Origin of the sequence: Micromonospora sp. BL1, assembly GCF_003667485.1 — a bacterium.
Taxonomy (GTDB): domain Bacteria; phylum Actinomycetota; class Actinomycetes; order Mycobacteriales; family Micromonosporaceae; genus Micromonospora; species Micromonospora tulbaghiae.
This window is the reverse complement of the sequence record NZ_RCVK01000247.1, coordinates 16,994-33,545: the sequence shown is the minus strand read 5'-3', so window position 1 is coordinate 33,545 and position 16,552 is coordinate 16,994. Positions and strand designations below refer to the sequence as shown.

Annotated in this window: 17 protein-coding genes; 8 read left to right on the top strand and 9 right to left on the bottom strand. The window is 73.5% G+C overall.

All coding sequences use genetic code 11. From position 1 onward, the window contains the following. Positions 1-27: 27 nt before the first annotated feature. The 3 genes from EAD96_RS16910 to EAD96_RS16900 all read left to right on the top strand — a co-directional run bounded on the left by EAD96_RS16910 (position 28) and on the right by EAD96_RS16900 (position 3,686). Complete coding sequence (locus EAD96_RS16910; protein WP_233585904.1) at positions 28-2,529, top strand: DEAD/DEAH box helicase; 2,502 nt, start codon at positions 28-30, stop codon at positions 2,527-2,529. A gap of 256 nt (positions 2,530-2,785) precedes the next feature. After that, positions 2,786-2,992, top strand: a complete 207-nt coding sequence (locus EAD96_RS16905) for a hypothetical protein (protein ID WP_013283647.1) — start codon at positions 2,786-2,788, stop codon at positions 2,990-2,992. A 115-nt stretch (positions 2,993-3,107) separates the two neighbouring features. Continuing rightward, positions 3,108-3,686 (top strand): hypothetical protein, encoded by a 579-nt coding sequence (locus EAD96_RS16900; protein ID WP_013283646.1) that lies wholly within the window; start codon positions 3,108-3,110, stop codon positions 3,684-3,686. Between the two features lie 193 nt (positions 3,687-3,879). On the opposite strand, the gene EAD96_RS16895 is transcribed toward EAD96_RS16900, so the two are convergent. The 7 genes from EAD96_RS16895 to ssd all read right to left on the bottom strand — a co-directional run bounded on the left by EAD96_RS16895 (position 3,880) and on the right by ssd (position 8,897). Then, positions 3,880-4,272 (bottom strand): Rv3654c family TadE-like protein, encoded by a 393-nt coding sequence (locus tag EAD96_RS16895; RefSeq protein WP_121685003.1) that lies wholly within the window; start codon positions 4,270-4,272, stop codon positions 3,880-3,882. Positions 4,273-4,280: 8 nt separating this feature from the next. Then, positions 4,281-4,655 carry a TadE family type IV pilus minor pilin gene (locus EAD96_RS16890; protein WP_199733203.1) on the bottom strand — a complete coding sequence of 125 codons (375 nt, stop codon included), beginning with the start codon at positions 4,653-4,655 and terminating at the stop codon, positions 4,281-4,283. Between the two features lie 116 nt (positions 4,656-4,771). Further along, positions 4,772-4,939 carry a DUF4244 domain-containing protein gene (locus EAD96_RS16885; RefSeq protein ID WP_013283643.1) on the bottom strand — a complete coding sequence of 56 codons (168 nt, stop codon included), beginning with the start codon at positions 4,937-4,939 and terminating at the stop codon, positions 4,772-4,774. Positions 4,940-4,961: 22 nt separating this feature from the next. Continuing rightward, a complete protein-coding gene (locus tag EAD96_RS16880) occupies positions 4,962-5,690 on the bottom strand; it encodes a type II secretion system F family protein (protein ID WP_120572047.1) in 729 nt (242 codons plus the stop codon). Further along, the gene (locus EAD96_RS31210) at positions 5,690-6,598 is read right to left on the bottom strand and encodes a hypothetical protein (protein ID WP_162959380.1); all 909 of its coding nucleotides are present in this window, start codon (positions 6,596-6,598) and stop codon (positions 5,690-5,692) included. Before EAD96_RS31210 ends, EAD96_RS16880 begins: the two co-directional genes overlap by 1 nt. Continuing rightward, a complete protein-coding gene (locus EAD96_RS16870) occupies positions 6,595-7,797 on the bottom strand; it encodes a TadA family conjugal transfer-associated ATPase (RefSeq protein ID WP_120572048.1) in 1,203 nt (400 codons plus the stop codon). Before EAD96_RS16870 ends, EAD96_RS31210 begins: the two co-directional genes overlap by 4 nt. After that, positions 7,794-8,897, bottom strand: a complete 1,104-nt coding sequence (gene ssd / locus EAD96_RS16865; protein WP_121685002.1) for a septum site-determining protein Ssd — start codon at positions 8,895-8,897, stop codon at positions 7,794-7,796. The genes EAD96_RS16870 and ssd overlap by 4 nt, the downstream gene beginning before the upstream one ends. Before the next feature lie 246 nt (positions 8,898-9,143). Between ssd and EAD96_RS16860 the strand changes: the two genes are divergently transcribed. Further along, positions 9,144-9,839: a hypothetical protein gene (locus EAD96_RS16860; RefSeq protein WP_121684999.1), complete on the top strand. Its 696-nt coding sequence runs from the start codon at positions 9,144-9,146 to the stop codon at positions 9,837-9,839. Positions 9,840-9,881: 42 nt separating this feature from the next. Then, positions 9,882-10,847 carry a phosphotransferase enzyme family protein gene (locus tag EAD96_RS16855; protein WP_121684998.1) on the top strand — a complete coding sequence of 322 codons (966 nt, stop codon included), beginning with the start codon at positions 9,882-9,884 and terminating at the stop codon, positions 10,845-10,847. Positions 10,848-11,143: 296 nt separating this feature from the next. Here the strand turns inward: EAD96_RS16855 and EAD96_RS16850 are convergent, their stop codons facing one another. After that, positions 11,144-11,905, bottom strand: coding sequence for a hypothetical protein (locus EAD96_RS16850; protein ID WP_121684997.1), 762 nt, complete (start codon positions 11,903-11,905; stop codon positions 11,144-11,146). Positions 11,906-12,109: 204 nt separating this feature from the next. Here EAD96_RS16850 and EAD96_RS31555 point away from each other — a divergent pair, with 204 nt between their 5' ends. Both EAD96_RS31555 and EAD96_RS16840 read left to right on the top strand, forming a co-directional pair. Beyond that, positions 12,110-12,250, top strand: a complete 141-nt coding sequence (locus EAD96_RS31555; RefSeq protein WP_233585898.1) for a hypothetical protein — start codon at positions 12,110-12,112, stop codon at positions 12,248-12,250. Between the two features lie 403 nt (positions 12,251-12,653). Next, positions 12,654-13,460: an HAD family phosphatase gene (locus EAD96_RS16840; protein ID WP_120572053.1), complete on the top strand. Its 807-nt coding sequence runs from the start codon at positions 12,654-12,656 to the stop codon at positions 13,458-13,460. 70 nt (positions 13,461-13,530) lie between these two features. On the opposite strand, the gene EAD96_RS16835 is transcribed toward EAD96_RS16840, so the two are convergent. After that, complete coding sequence (locus EAD96_RS16835) at positions 13,531-14,277, bottom strand: oxidoreductase (protein ID WP_121684995.1); 747 nt, start codon at positions 14,275-14,277, stop codon at positions 13,531-13,533. 201 nt (positions 14,278-14,478) lie between these two features. Between EAD96_RS16835 and acs the strand changes: the two genes are divergently transcribed. Then, a complete protein-coding gene (gene acs, locus EAD96_RS16830; protein WP_121684994.1) occupies positions 14,479-16,467 on the top strand; it encodes an acetate--CoA ligase in 1,989 nt (662 codons plus the stop codon). The last annotated feature ends 85 nt before the right edge of the window (positions 16,468-16,552 follow it).

The following is a 16,552-nucleotide window of genomic DNA, read 5'->3' as shown; positions in this document are numbered from 1 at the left end:
CCCCATACCCCCACCCTGCGGTTCCCAATTCCGAACACCAGTGCGAGAGTGCAGGACGTGACCGACCACAGCCCCGGCCCGCGGCGTGCTCCGGGCGAGCTGCTGCGCCGGCTGCGGCTGCGTCACGCCACCGACCCGGTCACCCACGTCGAGCGCGTCCCGGCCCGCGCCGGCGAGCCGGTCGGGTGGCCCGGCTGGACGCCGGAGGACCTGCGGGAGGCGTTCGCGCGGCGCGGCGTCACCGCCCCGTGGCGGCACCAGGCCGAGGCCGCCGAGCTGGCGTACGCGGGCCGGCACGTCGTGGTCGCCACCGGCACGGCGTCCGGCAAGTCCCTGGCGTACCAGCTCCCCGCGCTGAGCACCCTGCTCGCCGACCCGCGCGCCACGGTGCTCTACCTGGCGCCGACCAAGGCGCTCGCCGCCGACCAGCTCCGCGCCGTCGCCGGTCTCGAACTCGACGGGGTACGCCCCGCCACCTACGACGGCGACACGCCGCGCGCCGAGCGGGAGTGGATCCGCCGGCACTCCCGGTTCGTGCTGACCAACCCGGACATGCTGCACCACGGCATCCTGCCCGGGCACGCGCACTGGTCCGGGTTCCTGCGCCGCCTCGCGTACGTGGTGGTCGACGAGTGCCACACCTACCGGGGCGTCTTCGGGTCACACGTCGCGCACGTCCTGCGGCGGTTGCGCCGGCAGTGCGCCCGCTTCGGGCGTACCCCCGTGTTTCTCCTGGCCTCGGCCACGTCGGGTGACCCGGCGACGGCGGCCGGCCGGCTCACCGGCCTGCCCGTCACCGCCGTCACCGAGGACACCTCGCCGCGCGGCGGGGTCACGTTCGCGCTCTGGGAGCCGCCGCTGCTGCCGCCCACCGGCTCGGCTCCCGACGCCGACCTCGTCCAGGTCCGGCGCTCCGCGCTGCGGGAGACCGCGGACCTGCTCGCCGACAGCGTGGTCGAGGGGGTACGCACGCTCGCGTTCGTGCGGTCCCGCCGGGGCGCCGAGGTGGTCGCCGCGAACGCCCGGCGGTCGCTGGACGAGGCGGTGCCCGGGCTCGGCGACCGGGTGGCCGCCTACCGGGCCGGCTACCTGCGCGAGGAACGCCGCGAGCTGGAACGGGCGCTGCTGCACGGCGACCTGCTCGGGCTGGCCTCCACCAACGCGCTCGAACTCGGCGTCGACCTGGTCGGGCTGGACGCGGTGCTGATCTGCGGCTGGCCCGGCACCCGCGCGTCGCTGTGGCAGCAGGCCGGCCGGGCCGGGCGCTCCGGCGACGAGGCGCTCGCCGTGCTGGTGGCGAGGGACGACCCGCTCGACACCTACCTGGTGCACCACCCGGAGGCGCTGTTCGGGCGGCCGGTCGAGGCCACAGTGCTCGACCCGGCCAACCCGTACGTGCTCGCGCCGCAGCTCGCCTGCGCCGCCCACGAGTCCCCGCTCACCCGGGCCGACCTGGACCTGTTCGGGGAGGGCGCGAAGGAGGCGGTGGACTCGCTGGTCGAGGCGGGGGCGCTGCGGCAGCGGCCCACCGGCTGGTACTGGCGGCACCGGGAACGCCCCGAGGTCGACCTGCGCGGCGAGGGCGGCGCCCCGGTGTGCGTGGTGGAGGAGTCCACCGGCCGGCTGCTCGGCACCGTCGACGGCGGGTCGGCGCACTTCCTGCTGCACACCGGCGCGGTCTACCTGCACCAGGGCGTCTCGTACGTGGTCGACTCCCTCGACCTGGCCGACGGGTGCGCGCTCGTGCACGCCGAGGAGCCGGACTGGTCCACCCACGCCCGCGACGTCACCTCGCTGTCGGTGGTGTCGGTCCGCTCGTACGTGGACGCCGGACCGGTCGGGCTGTTCCTCGGCGAGGTGGACGTGACCAGCCAGGTGGTGTCGTACCAGCGGCGGCGCATCGCCACCGGCGAGGTGATCGACACCCGCCCGCTGGACCTGCCCGCCCGGGAACTGCGCACCGTCGCGGTGTGGTTCACGCTCTCCCCCGAGTCGCTGACCGCCGCCGGTGTCGAGGCGGCGGACGTGCCGGGCGCGCTGCACGCCGCCGAGCACGCCGCGATCGGCCTGCTGCCGCTGATGGCGACCTGCGACAGGTGGGACATCGGCGGACTGTCCACCGCGCTGCACCCGGACACCGAGGCGCCCACCGTCTTCGTCTACGACGGTCACCCCGGCGGCGCGGGTTTCGCCGAGCGGGCGTACGGCACCGCCGCCGCCTGGTTGCGCGCCACCCGGGACGCGATCGCCGAGTGCGGGTGCGAGACCGGCTGCCCGTCGTGCGTCCAGTCCCCGAAGTGCGGCAACGGCAACAATCCGCTGGCCAAGGCGGAGGCCGTGAAGGTCCTCGACGTGGTGCTGACCAACCTCGCCACGGTCGGCGGCGAGGCGGCGGTGGCCGAACCGGGTGCCAGCCCGGAGGCGGGTGCCGGCCCGGACTCGGGCGGCCCGGAGCGCGGCGAGGTGTTGCCCCGGCAGGACGACCGGGCGGCCCGCCCAGCTCAGGCGGCCGGTGCCCCACCCGCCTGACCGCACCGGGCCGGTTGGGGCTGCCCGCCGCCACTTCGGGGAGGTTGCGGTATCGACAGGTGCTGGACCCCGCCACTTCCCCGAACTGGTGTCGATCAAGCTGGGCCGTGCGGCTCAGCGGGTGCCCAGGTGTCTGGTTGGTGGGACGGGTGCATGAGGGTAGGGCCGTCGGGGCATTGATGTATGGGAGCGCTTCCATGCATCATTTCCGGTAGCGCGCAGGTGACCCGAGACCCGTCCCGCCGGAGGTGCCGCCGTGGCCGACACGATCGCCGAGACCGTCGAGCTGCTCTACACCATCGACCAGGAAAACCTCACGCCCGACCAGCAGATAGCGCTGGGCACCGCGATGGCCACGCTCGCCCAGGCGGAACGGCTGGAGCAGATCAACGAGCGTCTGCGCGGCATCCATCAGGTGCTGAACAGCTGGGCGATGAAGGCCACGGTCGACGGCGGCCGCTGATCTTGCTGACCGTGCGCCTCGCCCGGCGCGCCGACGTCGCGCTGTGCGGGTGCGCTCGGGCGAGCGGTCGTCGGCCCGCTGTGCAAGACTCCGGCGACCCCTCGAAGGAGAGCCCATGTCGCCCGACAATCTGCAGGCCCAGCACCGGTTCATCATCCGTCAGCGACTCCGGATGATGGTCAACCAGTACGAGGTGCACTCGGTGGCGCCCGACGGCTCCGAGGGTGGGCTGCTCGCGTTCGCGCAGCAGAAGCGGCTCGCCTTCAAGGAGCAGGTGACCATCTACACCGACGACTCCAAGCAGTACCCCCTTCTCGGCTTCAAGGCCCGTCAGCGGCTCGACCTCGGCGCCACCTACGACGTGACCGATCACGCGGGCAACCCCATCGGGCTGTTCCGCAAGGACTTCGCCCAGTCGCTGCTGCGCTCGACGTGGCACGTCGAGCAGCCCGGCCTGCCGCCCGCCACCGGGCAGGAGCGCAGCCTGCCGGTCGCGCTGCTACGCCGGTTCGTCGACTCGCTCTCCTGGCTGCCGTACCACTTCGACTTCATGGCCGGCGGCCAGCCGGTGTTCTCGGTCGACCGGAAGTGGGGTCTGCGGGACCGGTACAACGTGGAAATCCAGCACCCGCAGATCGACCGTCGGCTGGTGATCGCCATGGCGGTCGGACTGGACGCCCTCCAGTCCCGCTGACCTGACTCGGCGGCTCGCATCCGCCGAACCGCGTTCCGGACTCGTCCCGGCTTGGTCCCTGCTCCGGGTCCCGGCTGGGCTTCCGGTCCCGGCTCGGCTTCGGTCCCGGCCCGGCCTTTTGATTCCGGCCCGGCCTTCGGTTCCGGCGCGGCTTCCGGTTCCGGCTCGGCTTCGGTTCCGTCGGCTTCCGTCGTCAGGACCGGGCCGGGCCGGCCCGGGACGTCGCGGTGGCGTCCCGGGTCAGGCCCGGCAGCGGTGCGACACGTACCCGTGCCGTGACGATCAGATCCAGTCCGTCGACGCGGCAGCCGGTCATCCGGCCGCCGTTGGCCGAGACCAGCTCGGCGGCGCGAGCGCAGGCGGCGTCGGCGCCGTCGAGCACCTGTCCGGCACCGGCCAGCACCCCGAAGTCCGCCGCGTTGCGGGCCTGATGCCGTGCGCACCGGGCCGCCCCGAGCGCGGCGCCGAACGCCCCGACCAGGACGAAGACCAGCCCGATCGCGAGCAGGCAGACGGTCGCGCCGCCCCGGTCGGCCTGAGGCGTACCGCCGGCTGGCTTCCTGCTCTCCCCGCTCTCCCCGGGCACGCCGGCTGTCACGGCACCGGGCCCGGCGCGCCGGGTTCCACGGCGGCCACCGCCTCCCCCGACACGACCAGGCGGGGCAACCGCGCACCGAACGTCCGGACCGGCGCCCGGACCGTCGCCGTGACTCGATCGCCGGTCACCGTCACGGCCACCTCGGCACCCTCGGGGGCGTACCGGGTTCCGGTGACGGTGCCGGGCTCGCCCCGGGCCGCGGCGAGAGCCGCCTCCCGGGCCGCGTCGACACACGCGACCCGGGTGCCCACCGCGTTCACCGCGGTCAGCCCGGCGACGAGGAGCAGCATGAGCGCCGGCAGGCCGGCCGCCAACTCGGCGGTGAAGGAACCCCGCTCGCACGCGACCCGCGAGCGCCACCGGCGCCACACCGTCCCGACCTGGGTGCCGACGAAGGCCCGGGTCAGGCCGGGCTCGGCCGACACGTCGAGCGGGACCGCTGGTTCGTGGAGCCACCGACCACGACGACCGGCCCGCCGGCGCGCGATCACTTCAGGGCCCGGTCGATGACGGCGGTCAGCGCGGACTGCACGTTGCCGGAGGTGAGCACCTTCAGCAGGATCCCGGCGAAGGCGACCGCGGCGAGGGTGCCCACTGCGTACTCGGCGGTGTTCATTCCGGCGTCACCCCGCAGGCGGGTGAGGAGCTTGCGCATTCGTACGTCCCTTCTCGATGGTTCACAGCACGTCGCCGAGGACGGCGACGATCACCGGCACCAGACCGGCGAGAATGAAGGCGGGCAGGAAGCACAGCCCGAGCGGCAGCACGATGAGCACGCCCGCGCGGCGGGCCGCCGCCTCGGCCGCGGTCGACCGCTCGGCCCGCAGGTCGTCGGCCAGCCGGGTCAGCGCGCGAGCCAGTGCGGCACCGCTGTTCGACGAGCGGACCGCCGCCGCGACCACGGGTTCGGCCCCGGTGACGCCGTCCAGGTGCGCCCACGCTTCACCGGGGCTCCCACCGAGCCGTAGCGTCCGGCCGACCCGGCCGAGCCGGTCCGCGAGTGGCCCGCCGAGCGCCTCGGCGACGGCGAGCACCGAGCGGTCGACCGGCGCCCCAGCCCGCAGCGCGGCGGCCAGCAGATCCGCTGCCAGCGGCAGGTCGGCGCTCTCCCGCAGCCGCCGTTCCCGGGCTGCGCGCGGCTCGATCCGGCGCAGCAGACGGTCGGCGGCGACACCGGCCAGCAGCCCGAGGAACACGCCCGTCACCCCGCCGACGACCACCGCCACCGCGATCCCGGCCAGCGTTGCGCCGAGGCGTACCCGATCCGGGAACCACGCCGGGCGGCCCGGCCGCGGCGCCGGGACGAGACGGCGCAGCCGCCGTGCCGGGCGGACGGCCGGACCGGCGACGACCAGGAGCGACGCGGCGCCGCCGAGACAGACGGCGGCCAGCACCTGCCGTGACATCAGGCGGCCCGCCCGGGCGTGACGCCGAGCCGCTCTGCCCAGAGCAACCCGCCGACCTGCAACACGACAGCCGCCACCGCGCTGCCGGCACCCACCGGCGTGTGCAGGAGCACCTCCACCGGATCCACCCCGATGCCGTAGCCGAGACCGATCCCGCCGAGCGGCAGCGCGGCGAGCAGCCACGCGGTCGCGCGCGCCCCGGCAGCCTGGGCGGCGGCAGCGGCGAGGCCCCGGTCGGCGGCGCGGGCGTCGGCCTCGATCCGTTCCAGCAGATCGGCCAGCGGCGCACCCGTCTGGTCGGCCAGCTTCCGTGCGGCCCGGGCCAGCCGCGCGACGCGTCCCGGGCGGTCGTCGTCACCGTTGCCGGCGGGCAGCCCGGCCCGCAGGTCGGCGGCCACGGCGGCGAGGTGGTCGAGATCGCGGCGGTGCGCGAGGGTGGCCAACCGGTGGGTACGCCGGCGCAGCACCGCACGGGCCGCGAGCACGGCGTAGGTGGCGAGCACTACGGCTGCCACCGGACCGCCGAACAGCGCCCCGGTCACCGCACCACACAGCGCCGCCACCGGCAGTACGCGCCCGGCGGAGAGCGCCAGCGCGGGAGCCGACGCCGGAGAGAATGTCACCGGCACCGACACGAGGTCCGTCCATCGCCTCACCTGATGCCCGGCACCTGGTCGACGCCGTTCCCTGTCCCGGCCTGGCGGCCGGGCGGACGCCCTCGGCCCGGAGTCGAGCGGACGTCGTGGCGGTTCCGGGGATGCTGGACGCGCACCCGTCACCCGCTCGCCCCGGGTGCCCGCACCACCCAGGACCGCCAGGCGCCGGGCGCGACCGGCCCGGACCGGCCAGGCGACGGCGACCGCCGCGGCGGCCAGGAGCAGGACCGCCGGCCAGAGGTGGCCGGTCACGACGGTGCCGCCGGGGTGGGCCACGCCGCCTGGAGGATCGGCGGCAACGGTGCTCCCCGCTCCCGCAGCAGGCCGGCGAGCAGCTGGGCCGCCGGGGCGAGACCCCGGCCGCGCGCCCAGGCCGGGACCACTGTGACCACCCGGTCGGGTCCGTCGGGCAGCAGCAGGCCGATGGAGTCCAGTACGCGCCCCTCGCCGGTGCGGCGGAGTTGGAGGACGACCTGCAACGCGGCGGCGACCTGCGCGTGCAGTGCGAGCCGGGGCAGGCCGCCGAGCATCCCGAGTGCCTCCAGCCGGGCCGGAACGTCGGCCGGGGCGTTCGCGTGCAGCGTTCCCGCCCCGCCGTCGTGGCCGGTGTTCAACGCCGCGAGCAGGTCGACCACTTCGGCGCCCCGGCACTCACCCACGACCAGCCGGTCCGGCCGCATCCGCAGCGCCTGCCGGACCAGGTCGCCGAGCCCGACGGCACCGGCGCCCTCGACGTTCGCCGTCCGCGCCTGCAGGCCGATCACATGCGGGTGCACCGGACGCAGCTCGGCGGCGTCCTCCACCAGCACGATCCGCTCGGTGCCGGGCACCAGCCCGAGCAGCGTGTTGAGCAGCGTCGTCTTGCCGGAGCCCGTGCCGCCGCTGACCAGGTACGCGAGGCGGGCCGCCACGAGGGCGGCGAGCAGCGGCGCGATCGGCCGGGGCACTGTGCCCCGCTCGACGAGTTCGTCGAGGGTGAACGGCCGCTGCCGGAAGGTACGCAGCGACAGGTAGGGCCCGTCGGTCGCCACCGGAGGCAGCACCGCGTGCAGCCGGGTGCCGTCGGGCAACCGCGCGTCGGCGTACGGCGAGGCGTCGTCGAGCCGGCGACCGGCCGCCGCGGTGAGGCGCTGCGCCAACCGGCGTACGTCGTCGAGCGTGCCCAGCGGCACGGCGACCTGACGCAGGCCCCGCCCCCGGTCGACCCAGACACGAACGCCGTTCACCAGTACGTCGGTGACCTGCGGGTCGGCGAGCAGAGGAGCCAGTGGACCGGCGCCGACCAGGTCGTCGTGCACCCGGTCGGCGATCCGCAGCAGCGTGGTGTCACCGAGCACCGCCGTCGCCGGCTCGGCGCGTACCGCGGAGACGATCGCCGCCGGTGTGACCGGCGTGGCCTCGGCGGCGAACCGGTGCCGGACCCGGGCGGCCAGCTCCCCCGGGCCGGTCATGCCGCACCCGCGGCCGACGACCCGACCAGCTCGTCCACGATCCGCTGGCACAGCGCGGCGAGCGGCCCCTTCCCGCTCGCGCCCGGTGCCTCGCCCCGCTCCAGTCCGCGGCACAGCCCCGGCTCGGGTCGCAGCGTGCCGGCGAGTGGCAGCCCCAGCGCCCGGGACACCTCGGCCGCCCGCAGCCGGCCGGGTGCCGGACCGCGCACGACGACCGACAGGTCGACGCAGTGCGGCGCGGCCACGGCCGCGACCCGGGCCGCCGCGGCTGCCGCCCTCAGCTCGGCCGGTACGACGAGCAGCGCGCGGTCGGCGGCCTGGAGCGCGACCACCGCGGCGTCGTCGAGGTGCCGGGGCAAGTCGAGTACGACCAGGTCCCGCCCTCGCCGACCCGCGTCGACTGTGGCGGCCATCGCCTCGGCCGGCAGGTGCCGCAGGTCGCCCCGGTCCCAGGAGAGCACCACCAGGTCGCCTCGGCTGGGCAGCGCACGGATCAGCGAGGGCGGATCGACGCGCCCGTCCGTGCCGGCCAGCTCCGGCCAGCGCAGCCCGTCGAGCTGCTCCCAGCCGAGCACCAGGTCGAGGCCGCCGCCGAGCGGGTCCGCGTCGACCAGGAGCGTCCGCAGCCGGGACCGGGCCGCGCAGACGGCGAGCCCACCGGCAAGCACGCTGGCTCCGGCGCCGCCCCGGCCGCCGAGCACCGCCACGACCCGGCCCTGACCCGGGCCGGCCGGACCGGCCACGCACTCGGCGAACCGGTCGACCAGCCAGGGCTCGGCCGCCGGCAACGTCGCGACGTGCTCCGCGCCGATGAGTTCGGCCAACTCCGTACCCGGATCGAGCTCTCCGGAGCGACCGACCAGGACCGTGCGGGCGCGGCGGGGAAGGCGCGCCCGCAGGCAGGCCGCCGCCTGGTCGGCGCCGATGAGCACCAACGGCGCCGGTGCCCAGCGGGCCCGGGCGGCGGCCGGATCGGCCGCCAGCTCGACCTCGGTGCCGCCGGCCGCCGCGAGTCGCAACAGCTCGTCGAGCAGGTCGCCGTCGGAGGTGACGAGCAGGGGCAGGCGACGGTACGGCGGGAGCGGGGTACGGGGCGGCATGGCGGCCTCCATCGGTCGGACTCGGACGTGCCGGGGTGAGCCTGCCCGGCCGGGGGATGCGGAATCGGCGCCCTGTGGACAACGGAGGCCGTTGTGGACAGACCTCGGGGACGCGGTTGATCTGCTATGTGCCGGAGACGGAGCCGACGGGTGGGCAGTCGGCCATTGACGACAGGGATGATCGGTAACGGATAATCGGGGCCCTTCGCCGCCCGATGGACGGCACCGGCTTGCGGAATCGAGGCCATGACCGATTCACCGCACCCCCTGGCGATCCGCTCGGATGGACGCCACTCGCGATCCGGCCGGAGGACCGAAGACGGGGTCTGGCTACGCGATCCGTCGCCGACACTGCTCGCCGCGATCGCCGTCGGCCTCGTGGTCGTGGTGCTGGCGAGCATCGTCAGCGTCTTCGCCACGCCACGTCGCCCCGACCTCCCGCCGCCGATCAAGGGCCAGGCGATCCTGGCGTCCCCGACGAGGGCGGGGTTGGTGACGGAGGCACCCGCCGAGTCCTACGCACCGCCGTCGGTGTCGTTCTCCAACCGCGCCGTGGCGCCGACCCGGACCGCAGCACCGACCCGCCGCGCCACCCCGAGCAGCCGGCCGACCTCACCGAAGCCGTCGACCCCCCGGTCCAAGCCGCCTGTGGTCGGACCGGGGGAACTGGCCCCACTGCCGGCCTCGCGCGAATCGCGGCTGCGCTCGCACGGCGGCGGTCCGTCGACATTCGTCGACTTCGTCAACAGCCACGGGTCGACAGTCGTGGTCCACTGGATCAACTACGAGGGCCGGCGGCAGCAGTACGCGGTGCTCCGGCCCGGGCAGTCCTACCGGCAGCAGACGTACGTCGGTCATCCGTGGGTGGTGGCCGACGAGCGGGGCCGCGGACTGGTGTGCTTCGAGCCGGCCCGGCAGACGCTGCGCGCGGTGATCCGGTAACTCCCTTGCCGGGCCCGACCGGCGGCTGCGACGCTCCGTCGGGTGATCGACAAGCCGGACATCGACGAGCGGACGCTGGCGGCCGAGGTCGCCGCCGCCTGGTCGGTGCACGTCACCGAGCTGGCGTTCATGCCGGTCGGGCTCGACGGGCACGCGTGGGCGTACCGGGTGGAGACGTCCGACGGCAGGTGCTACTTCCTCAAGGTGCGCCGCGGCGACTTCACCCCGGCCGCCGTCCTGTTGCCGCGTTTTCTGCGCGCGCAGGGCCTTCGGCAGGTGGTCGCACCCTTGGACCTCCCCGAGGGCGGCACCGGGCGCGGGTTCGGGGACTATCGGCTACTGCTCTACCCGTTCCACGACGGCGGCAGCCTGTGGGGGCGCGGCCTCACCGACCGCCAGTGGATCGAGTACGGCGAGTTCCTGAGCCGGCTGCACCGGGTCACGCCGAGCGCCGAGGTCGCCGCCTTCGTGCCGGCCGAGACGTACCGGTCGAGCGCGGGCGAACGGTTGCGAACCCTCGGCGGGCAGGCCTCGACGAGTGAGGTCCTGGGCGACTTCTGGGACCGGTACGGCGCCGCGCTGCATCGGCTGGCGGAGACAGTCGACGAGCTGGCGTCGCGCGTGACACGGGGGCGGCACGTCATCTGCCACGCCGACATCCATCCGGGCAACCTGATCGCCGACGGCGACGGTCCCCTGCACGTCGTGGACTGGGACGCGCCGATCCTCGCGCCGCGCGAGCGGGACCTGATGTTCGTCTACAGCGCCGACTTCGGGGACCACCCGATCAACGGGCGCCGGGCCGAACTCTTCCGCGAGGGCTATGGGGCGCTGGAGCCGGACCCGGTCCTGCTGAGTTATTACCGCAGCGAGCGGCATCTCGACGATGTAGCCGTGTTCCTGGGCAGCATCCTCAGTCCGGAGGCCAGTGCGGAGGCTCGGGCCAACGACCTGTACTGGCTCACCCGGATCGCCGAGGCGGTCGCCGACCCCGGATACGCGCCCTGAGCCGGACGCGGAACGCTCATACCGCAAAGGGACGCCCCCCGTCGGGGGCATGCGGCCTCAAGCTGCCGGCTTCTGCTGACTGATTTCGCCGGGCGTCACGCGTGTCGGCCGCAGAGCGACAGCGGCAGCGGCCGGCGCGCGCCCAGGCGGCGGTGCGTGCGGCCCGTCAAGGGCCCGCCTTGTAGACGTACCGAAACCTTGAACCAGCCGACAGTCGCCTGTCCGGTCTCGGGACGTACGAGGCAGATCGGTGTCAGGATCTGCGTGACGCTCCTGCCGGTCTGCGGGTAGGCGGACTAGTAGCTGTCAAGGCTGACCTCGTACATCGTTCCGTCTGGTCCCATGCGGTACATCCGCGGCGGTCCCATGGTCTGTAGTGCCTCCGCGTATGCGGCCTCACGGGCGGCCTGTTCCTCGCCGAACGGTTTGGTCACGCGAAAGCCGTGTAGGTGAACAGAGTCGGCGTCGATGTCGTCGGGGGAAGGAGTGCCCTCGATGACGAAGCCGAACAGCGCACGCAACGCTTCTTCGCCGAGGTCGAGGGGATGAAACGGCAGCGGGTAGGGGTCCTGGTTGTGCCAGCCTGGTACTGGCTCGACAGGATGCTCACCGGCCCAGTACGGCAACTCGAAGTCGTACGGCTTGCCGATGTTCTCCTGGATGCCGCCGTCGGGCGACAGGCTCAGGGATCTGATCAGCACGCCGTCCTCCCAAACCGCGAAGCCGAGCCAGTCCACGACCGAGTGCATCCCGTGCATGATGATTCGGCGGCCGGCTCCAGCTCGGCGCAGGTGCTCCGGTAGCTCAGACGGGCGGTCGAGCATGAGCCGTCGGTCGCAATACAGCTCTGCCCCGGCCAGCACAGCGGCGTACGTGAAGTCATCTGGCGGGTAGGTGCCGTCGAGCAACGTGTTGTCATCGGCGGGTTCGACGACGTAGCCGGGGTGGACTTGACGTACCAACGCCTCGGTTTCGGCTCGCTCCGACCGCGTCGCGCCACGCAGCGCCAGACGGATGTCGCCGTCTGCGAACGCCAGTAGGGCTGTCTTCGCGCCCACATCGCCCCTTTCAGGTCTGCGGCAGCCCACCTCTCGCACGCCACCTGGCGGACATGATCGTCTAGCCGAAGGTGTCACAGACGTCCTGAGACCGATCTGCAACCGAGGTCCCGAGACCCGACATCGCCGGCGGCCCGGCCGGCCTTGCCCTGGCGGCGTGACTCCGTCGCCGGACACGATCTGCGGCACGCCTACGCCACCTGGTTGGTCACCGACGGCGTGCCGATCGGCCTGGTGCAACGGGTCATGGGCCACGAACAGGCGTCGACGACGCTCAACCGCTACACCCACACCCCGGACGACTACGCGGCCCGCGTCCTGGCTGCCTTCGTCGTGCCCTGCTGACGATCTGCTGACTATGGCCATGCCAAACCCAGCAGAAAGCGCGCTCGACGACGACCAGGAGGGCCTGTGATCTGCGGCGGAACGCTCATACCGCAAAGGGACGACCCCCGTCGGGGGGAGACGGGGGTCGTCTTGTGGTTCGGCTCCGGGGGGGTCGAGCCGAACCGACTCAGCGGTTACGGGGGGTGCAACCGCCGAGGCCCATCGACGCCGGGTATGCGAACTCCCGTCGCGAGGACAAGCATGCCGCAGTCGACCCTTATACGTCGAGTGTTGTTCACTCCACGCAAAGCTAAATTCATCGATAGATACCTGTGACCGCCGTCACTCCACCGGGTGCTCATCGGCTTTCGCTACCCGGGCGGACGCCTCCACGCCTCTCGTCGGGCTAGACTTTCGCGCCGTGGGCCGCAGCGCCGCTTTCTTCGATCTCGACAAGACCGTCATCGCCAAGTCGAGCGCCCTGGCGTTCGGTCGGCCGTTCTACCGGGACGGGCTGATCACCCGGCGTGACGTGGTCAAGTCGGCGTACGCGCAGTTGATGTTCCGGCTGGGCGGCACCGACGAGCAGACCATGGCCCGCACCCGGGACTACCTGGCCACACTCTGCAAGGGCTGGCCGGTGGAACAGGTCCGCCAGATCGTCGCGGAGACGCTGCACGAACTGATCAACCCCTATGTGTACGCCGAGGCGGCAGCCCTGATCGAGGAGCACCAGGCCGCCGGGCGGGACGTGGTGCTGGTCTCCGCGTCCGGTGACGAGATGGTCCGGCCGATCGGTGAGCTGCTCGGGATCACCGACGTGATCGCCACCCGGATGGGCGTGGTGGACGGGCGGTACAGCGGTGAGGTCGAGTTCTACGCGGCCGGTCCGAGCAAGGTCGAGGCGGTCAGCGAACTGGCTCTTGAGCGGGACTACGACCTGGCCGACTCGTACGCGTACTCCGACTCGTACTCCGATCGGCCGCTGCTGGAGTGCGTGGGGCATCCGACGGTGGTCAACCCGGACCGGGCGCTGCGCAAGCTGGCGGTGGAGAACGCGTGGCCGGTGCTGGAGTTCCGGCACCCGATCCCGCTGGGCCGCCGGCTGCGCGAGCGGCCGGCGGTGCCGGTCGCTGCGGCGGCGCTCGGCGTGGGCGTCGGCGTGGCCATCGGCATCGCATGGTACGGCCGGCACCGCCGTACCCGCACCGCCGCACCCACCGCCTGACGGCAGGCACCGCAGCGTCCGGCACGGCCGCCACCAGGGACAGCGCGCGCAGGCGGGCAGCCGGCAACCGTCAGGACGCGGCGAGGATCTCGTCGCCGATCAGTGTGATCTGGTCGGCGCCGACCTCCACCGCCCTCATGTAGTGCCGCAGCCACGAGCGCAGGCCGTCGGGCGTACCGGTGGCGAACGCGCCGGCCGCGCCCACGTACTCCGGCTCGCGCTCACGGTGACCGACGTCCACCGCGACGAGCCCGCGGGGGTCGAACCCGGTGGAGATCAGCACCAGCCGGGCGGCGGCGCGGGCCACCACCCCGGACGGGCCGGGGAACGGGCGCAGGTTCAGCAGCTCGCCGTGGACGACGGCGGCCAGCACCAGCGGTGGCACCCTGGTGCCGCCGGCGACCAGGGCGGCCAGGCCGTCGAGGCGGGCCGCGACCACCGGGTCGGCGACCGGCCGGCCCAGTTCCTCCTCGGTCACCACGTCGCGGGCGGCGAGCACGTGCAGCCGGGCCATCACCTGCCGGGGTGCCTTGGGCCAGAGGTCGCTCAGTCCGGGCAGCGCTCCGGCGACCCGGAGCGCGCCCTGGAGCACCGGGTCGGTGACGGTCCCGGCGCGTACCTCCTCGCGGTCGTGGACGCGGCCCTCCAGCGCGGCGCTGGCCACTGCCGAGCGGAGACTGACCTCGGCGGCGACCTGGCCGCCCTGGCGGCGCAGCGCGCGGTGCCGGTGGGCCAGGTCGACCCGCTCGCGGGCCCGCTCGACGGCGGGGGCGACGTCGGCGAGCGCGAGCAGCGGGGCGAGCGGATCGGTGGTCACCCCGTCACGCTAGCGACCGGCGGGCCGGTATCCGCCTCCGCCCGCCGGGAAAGTGACGCCGTCGGCGTCGCGCGGTGCACTCGGCGCGGGTACGGGGCCGCTCGGCGCGCGATGAGGGGGCGGGCGGTCGCGACGGGGGTACGGCGGGACTAACCTTCCCCGGAGTAGGAGACGCAGGTCACGCGACGAAGGAGTCACCGCATGAGCGAGGCATTGGCCAACTTGCTGAACGAGACGCGCCAGTTCCCGCCGCCGGCTGAACTCGCCGCGAACGCCAACGTGACCGCCGAGGCGTACGAGGAGGCGGCCGGTGACCGGCTGGCCTTCTGGGCGCGTCAGGCCGGCCGGCTGGCCTGGGCCCAGCCGTGGGAGCAGGTGCTCGACTGGTCGAACGCCCCGTTCGCGAAGTGGTTCACCGGGGGCACGCTGAACGTGGCGTACAACTGCCTGGACCGGCACGTCGAGGCGGGCCACGGCGACAAGGTGGCGATCCACTGGGAGGGCGAGCCGGGCGACACCCGTACCGTCACCTACGCCGACCTGCACAAGCTCACCTGTCAGGCGGCGAACGCGCTGACCGAGCTGGGCGTGACCGCCGGTGACCGGGTGGCGATCTACATGCCGATGATCCCGGAGGCGGCGGTGGCGATGCTCGCCTGCGCCCGGATCGGCGCCACGCACAGCGTGGTGTTCGGCGGCTTCTCCGCCGACGCGCTGACCAACCGGATCCAGGACGCCAGCGCCAAGGTGGTGATCACCGCGGACGGTGGCTTCCGCCGGGGCAAGCCGTCGGCGCTCAAGCCGACGGTGGACGAGGCGGTGGCGAAGTGCCCGTCGGTGGAGCACGTCCTGGTGGTCCGCCGTACCGGTGAGGAGGTCGCCTGGTCGGGCAAGGACCACTGGTGGCACGAGACGGTCGAGACCGCGTCGCCGGAGCACGAGGCGCAGGCGTTCGACGCCGAGCACCCGCTGTTCATCCTCTACACCAGCGGCACGACCGCCCGGCCGAAGGGCATCCTGCACACCACCGGCGGCTACCTGACCCAGACGTCGTACACCACGCACGCGGTGTTCGACCTGAAGCCGGAGACGGACGTCTACTGGTGCACGGCCGACATCGGCTGGGTGACCGGGCACTCCTACATCGTGTACGGCCCGCTCTCCAACGGCGCCACCCAGGTCATGTACGAGGGCACGCCGGACACCCCGCACAAGGGCCGCTTCTGGGAGGTCGTCGACAAGTACAAGGTGACCATCCTGTACACCGCGCCGACGCTGATCCGCACCATGATGAAGTGGGGCGAGGACATCCCGGCCGGGTACGACCTGTCGTCGCTGCGCCTGCTCGGCAGCGTCGGTGAGCCGATCAACCCGGAGGCGTGGATCTGGTACCGGCAGCACGTCGGCCGCGGCGAGCTGCCGGTGGTGGACACCTGGTGGCAGACCGAGACCGGCGCCATCATGGTCTCGCCGCTGCCCGGCGTGACCGAGGCGAAGCCCGGCTCGGCGATGAGCCCGCTGCCCGGCATCGTCGCCGACGTGGTCGACGACCAGGGCCAGTCGGTGCCGAACGGCGGCGGCGGATACCTGGTGCTGAAGGAGCCGTGGCCGTCGATGCTGCGGACGATCTGGGGCGACGACAACCGGTTCCTGGAGACGTACTGGTCCCGGTTCGGCGCTGGTGCGAACACCGGCGACGAGTGGGTCTACTTCGCCGGTGACGGCGCGAAGAAGGACGACGACGGGCACATCTGGCTGCTCGGCCGGGTGGACGACGTGATGCTGGTGTCCGGCCACAACATCTCCACCACCGAGGTGGAGTCGGCGTTGGTGAGCCACCCGTCGGTGGCGGAGGCGGCGGTGGTCGGCGCGACCGATCCGACCACCGGCCAGGCGATCGTCGCGTTCGCCATCCCGCGCGGCAGCGCGGACATCTCGGGTGACGCGGGTGAGCAGCTCATCGCCGAGCTGCGCAACCACGTGGCGAAGACGCTCGGCCCGATCGCCAAGCCGCGGCAGATCATGCTGGTGCCGGAGCTGCCGAAGACCCGCTCCGGGAAGATCATGCGCCGGCTGCTGCGGGACGTGGCGGAGAACCGGTCGCTCGGCGACGTGACCACGCTCCAGGACTCCTCGGTCATGGAGTTGATCTCGTCGGGGATGAGCGGCGGGAAGTCCGACGAGGACTGACGTCTACCGATGACGAGGGGCGGGCCGCCGGGCGGTCCGCCCCTTCGTCGTATCCGGGATCCGCGCCGTCGATCGGGGGATCCGG